At 70.0% G+C, this 4,201-nt stretch carries 5 protein-coding genes; 1 reads left to right on the top strand and 4 read right to left on the bottom strand.

The genetic code is table 11. The annotated features are described in order from the left end of the window. Positions 1 to 54 precede the first annotated feature (54 nt). Positions 55 to 819, bottom strand: coding sequence for a 2-keto-4-pentenoate hydratase (locus MFF64_RS36335; RefSeq protein ID WP_099905521.1), 765 nt, complete (start codon positions 817 to 819; stop codon positions 55 to 57). Positions 820 to 829: 10 nt separating this feature from the next. Beyond that, positions 830 to 2,422 carry a gamma-glutamyltransferase gene (gene ggt / locus MFF64_RS36340; RefSeq protein ID WP_099905519.1) on the bottom strand — a complete coding sequence of 531 codons (1,593 nt, stop codon included), beginning with the start codon at positions 2,420 to 2,422 and terminating at the stop codon, positions 830 to 832. A 309-nt stretch (positions 2,423 to 2,731) separates the two neighbouring features. Between ggt and MFF64_RS36345 the strand changes: the two genes are divergently transcribed. After that, positions 2,732 to 2,965 carry a hypothetical protein gene (locus tag MFF64_RS36345; protein WP_099901351.1) on the top strand — a complete coding sequence of 78 codons (234 nt, stop codon included), beginning with the start codon at positions 2,732 to 2,734 and terminating at the stop codon, positions 2,963 to 2,965. 3 nt (positions 2,966 to 2,968) lie between these two features. Here the strand turns inward: MFF64_RS36345 and MFF64_RS36350 are convergent, their stop codons facing one another. Both MFF64_RS36350 and cysC read right to left on the bottom strand, forming a co-directional pair. Then, entirely contained in the window at positions 2,969 to 3,184 is a 216-nt protein-coding gene (locus tag MFF64_RS36350) for a hypothetical protein (protein WP_133123309.1), read from the bottom strand. A 105-nt stretch (positions 3,185 to 3,289) separates the two neighbouring features. Continuing rightward, entirely contained in the window at positions 3,290 to 3,934 is a 645-nt protein-coding gene (cysC, locus tag MFF64_RS36355) for an adenylyl-sulfate kinase (RefSeq protein WP_099901353.1), read from the bottom strand. Positions 3,935 to 4,201: the final 267 nt, after the last annotated feature.

Here is a 4,201-nt window from a genome sequence, read left to right on the forward strand (position 1 = left end):
GCTGATGCGCCGGTCGCCTTCGCATCGACGCGTCGATGCGAAGGCGCGAGGGTATCAAGCGATCGCCAGCGTCACGCTGCCGAGGCCCGGGAAGTCCGCCGCCATCCGGGTCGGCGCCGTCACGAAATCCGTGCCGGTGCAGGAGCCGGTGGTGACGACCTGGCCGGCCTTGATCCCGCCGAGGGACCGGGCCCCTTCGTTGGCGAGCCAGACCAGCAGGCGCACCGGGTCGACCGCCGAGTTGCCGCCGACGCGATCGTGCAGAACCGTCCCGTCGACGGTGAGCCGAACCGGCTGGGCTACCGGGTCGAGGCCGCGCCACGCGGTCAGCCCGGGCCCGAGCACCAGCACGCCGTGATTCTGCTGGTCGGCGCGCTGGCTAGGGGCATCGACCGCACCGAAGGTCGCGAACCGGGTATCGGCGATCTCGATCGCCGGATGCATCGTGGCGATCGCCGCCAGCACCGCGTCGCGGTCGTAGGGACCCGCCTCCGGCGGCAGATCGCGGGCGAAGCGGTAGGCGATCTCGGCCTCCGCCCCGATCACGTGGAACAGCGAGGCCGGCAGGGTGCAGCTCCCGGCATCGCTCGCGAAGATCGTGTCGGCGTGGAGTGCGGCCCGGGCCGGGTTGGCGGTGGCGCTCGGCGCTCCGACTTTCCAGCCGGCGACCGGACCCAGCGCCCGGGCGACCGCGTCCTGCACCGCGTAGGCCTCCGCCTCGCTTTCCGGCCGGGCGCCCTCTGGCAGGGCGTCGAGGCGGGTGCGGGTGCGGCGGGCGTCGAGGAGCGCCGCCGCGGCGGCGTCGATGCTGAAGGGCATGGTTGTGACCTCAATAGCCGAGTGCGTTGCCGTCCTTGCGCGGGTCGGAGCCCGCGGCGAGCACGCCGGCCTTCCGGTCGATCCAGATGATCTGGCCGCCGCCGATCGGGCCGGAGGCCGGGATGATGCGATGGCCCCGCGCCTCGAGGCCGGCGACCACGTGGGGCGAAAACCCCGGCTCCATCTCGATCCCGCCGCCATAGGCGAAGCTACGGGGCGCGTCGAGCGCCTCCTGCACGTCGAGGCCGCGGTCGAGGATGCCGGTCAGAAGCTCGACATGGCCCATCGCCTGGTAATGCCCGCCCATCACGCCGAAGGGGGCCACCGTCTCGCCGTCCCGCATCAGCATGCCCGGGATGATGGTGTGCATCGGCCGCTTCCTCGGCCCGATCGTGTTCGGGTGGCCCGGATCGATGCGGAAGGACAGGCCGCGATTGTGCAGCAGCACCCCGCTTTCCGGCGCGGTGATGCCGCTGCCGAAGCCCTGGAAGATCGAGTTGATCAGCGAGAGCGCGTTGCCGTCCCGGTCGACGACGCTCAGGTACACCGTGTCCTTGTGGGCCAGCTCTTGGTTAGGAAGTTCTTGCCAGATCACCGGCTCCTGCGCGCGGGCCATGTCGATGGCGCCGTGGGCGCTCGCCCGCCAGGCCTCGGAGAGCAGGTGCTCCACCGGCACCCGGTTCAGCACCGGATCGGCGAAGAGCGCGTCGCGGTGATGATAGGCCTGCTTGCAGGCCTCGGCGAAGAGGTGGACCCGGTCGAGTTCGGACAGGCCTGAGACGTCGTGATGCGTCAGCACGTTGAGCATCATCAGCACCGCGAGGCCCTGGCCGCTCGGCGGGCACTCGTAGACGTCGTAGCCGCGGTAGCGGGTGGTGACCGGGGTGACGACCTCCGGCGCGGCTGAGGCGAAGTCGTCGAGGGTGTGCAGGCCGCCGAGGTCGCGCAGGCGCGCGACGATGTCTTCGGCCACGGGCCCCTCGTAGAAGCCGCGCGGGCCCTGCTCCGCGATGCGCCGGAGCGTGGCGGCGAGCTTGGGATGGCGCATGATCGTGCCGACCTTCGGCGCCTCCCCGTCGATCAGGTAGGCCGCGGCGGAGGCCGGATCACCGGCGACGCGCTCGACGCTGCGCGACCAGTCGAGGGCGACGCGCGGCTGGACCGGGTAGCCTTCCTCGGCGTAGCGGATCGCCGGCTGCAGCAGCTCGCCGAGGCTGCGCGTGCCATGATCCTCCAGAAGCTTCGCCCAGGCGGCGACCGCTCCCGGCACCGTGACGGCGTGGGGCGACGTCGGGGTCAGCGTGATGCCGCGCTCGAGGAACCAGGAATCGTGCGCGGCCGCCGGACTGCGGCCGGAGCCGTTGAGGGCGATCGGCGTCGTGGCGCCCCTCGGCGCGTAGAGGGCGAAGCAGTCGCCGCCGATGCCGGTCATCAGGGGATCGACGACGCATTGCACCGCCACCGCGGCGATGCCGGCATCGACCGCGTTGCCGCCCGCGCGCAAGACCTCGACCGCCGCGAGCGTCGAGAGCGGGTGCGACGTCGCGACGGCGGCGTTGGCGGCGTAGACGGGCGAGCGCCCGGGCTTCGAGAAATCCCTCACCGTGACGTTTCCTCTTGATCCTTGAACCGGTTGCGCCGCCCGACGGCGGGGCCGGCCGCCGATGACGGCGCCGGCGGGCGCTCCGGTGTAGGGGCGGCGCCGATCCTCGTACAGAGTATCCCCGCCGGGGAGCCTGGAGTGCGACCGCAGTCATGCATCTGGCATACCACTGCGACATGACGCGGGCCGAGACCCCATGCGTTCAGGCGTCGTCCGTGCTATGGAGCGGCCGGCGCGACCCCGGCACGAAGCCGAGGCCGCGCGGCGCGGCCGTCCCGCCGCCCCGAGACGAGGTTCCAGGGCATCGCCATGCAGGCTGAGATCCCGATGCGCCGCGTGACGGCGATTCGCTGCTATCCGTCGGGCGAGCGCGACGATCCCGATCAGCGGGTGCTCAACGTGCTCGAATGCGGCCACGTCGTGAGCTTCGAGGGCGCGAACGCGGTCGCCGCCCTGCTCGCCAAGCGCCAGCTCTGCCTCAAATGCGCCGAGGGGGCCAAGGCCGAGGCATCGCCCCAGGCCTCATCGCCCCCGGCTGCCTGATCGTCAGTACGTCGCCATCGCCTGAGTCATCATCGCGACGAGCTGGTCCGGATCGGACGCGTTCTGGATGCCCGCGACGATCAACAGGCAGACGCCCAGGGCGAAGACCAGATAGGTCAGGATCGGCGTCAGGGTCTCGGCCCAGTTTCGGGCAGCGTGAATGGCGAGGCACCCTGCCGTGAATCCGGCCGCCTCCGCCACGGGTATCAGCTCGACCATCGCCTTGCTCCGCTCCGGCGCCGCGTCATGTTGCATTGCAACATAGCGTGCCGCTGCGGGCCGGACTACCGCTCGCCGCGCATCCGCCTCATGCGATGCGGGCGATCACGGACCACAGACCGTGACACCCCTGCGCCGCAACACGTCCAGGATCTGCTCGGCCAGCGCATCGACGTCGTGCATGTCGGTCCGCAAATGGATTTCCGGTGCCTCCGGGGGCTCGTAGGACGAAGAGATGCCGGTGAAGTTCGGGATCTGCCCGGCGAGCGCGCGGGCGTAGAGTCCCTTCGGATCACGCTGCTTGCACAGGTCGAGAGGGGCGTCGACGAAGACCTCGAGGAACTCGTCCGCGCCGACCAGCTGGCGCGCCAGCATCCGCTCGCGCCGGAAGGGCGAGATCAGGGAGCAGATCACGATCAGCCCCGCCTCCAGCATCAGCTTGGCCACCTCCGCGGTCCGCCGGATGTTCTCGACCCGATCGGCATCCGTGAAGGCAAGGTCATTGTTGAGCCCGAAGCGCATGTTGTCGCCATCGAGCAGCATAGTGTGATGGCCACACCGCCACAGCGCCTCCTCGACCCTGTTCGCGATGGTCGACTTGCCGGCACCGGACAGGCCGGTCATCCAGAGGATCGACGGCCTCTGCCCCTTCAACTCCGCCCGTGCGCCCTTTCCAATCGCGGACACGGTTCGGAATACCGTTGGAGCGGCGGGTCTAGCGGAGGGAGCTGCAACGACAGGGGTGTTCATCAAGACGGCGACTTTCGCGATCGAGGCGGCCTGTCATTCGGCCTAATCCGTTTGCCGGATGGGGGCCGTTTTTCCGGAAGTTGAAACCTCCCGTCAAGCGGCACTCTCCTTTCACATCGATCCAACGCAGCGATTGGGCCAGCTCCCGCACGACGGGCTTCCGCCCGAACCTTGCAGGGGAGGGGACCCGAGGAATGGGCTCTGTGTCGCGAGAGCGTCACAAAGGGAGTTGACGGGGCAAATTCCGAGGCCTATACGACCACCCAT

Source organism: Methylobacterium frigidaeris (genome assembly GCF_022179185.1).
Taxonomy (GTDB): Bacteria; Pseudomonadota; Alphaproteobacteria; order Rhizobiales; family Beijerinckiaceae; genus Methylobacterium; species Methylobacterium frigidaeris.

Coding starts and splice junctions, on each gene's coding strand:
- MFF64_RS36335 (WP_099905521.1), bottom strand. CDS start 819: ATGCCCTTCAGCATCGACGCCGCCGCGGCGGCGCTCCTCGACGCCCGC.
- MFF64_RS36350 (WP_133123309.1), bottom strand. CDS start 3,184: ATGGTCGAGCTGATACCCGTGGCGGAGGCGGCCGGATTCACGGCAGGG.
- MFF64_RS36345 (WP_099901351.1), top strand. CDS start 2,732: ATGCAGGCTGAGATCCCGATGCGCCGCGTGACGGCGATTCGCTGCTAT.
- cysC (WP_099901353.1), bottom strand. CDS start 3,934: ATGAACACCCCTGTCGTTGCAGCTCCCTCCGCTAGACCCGCCGCTCCA.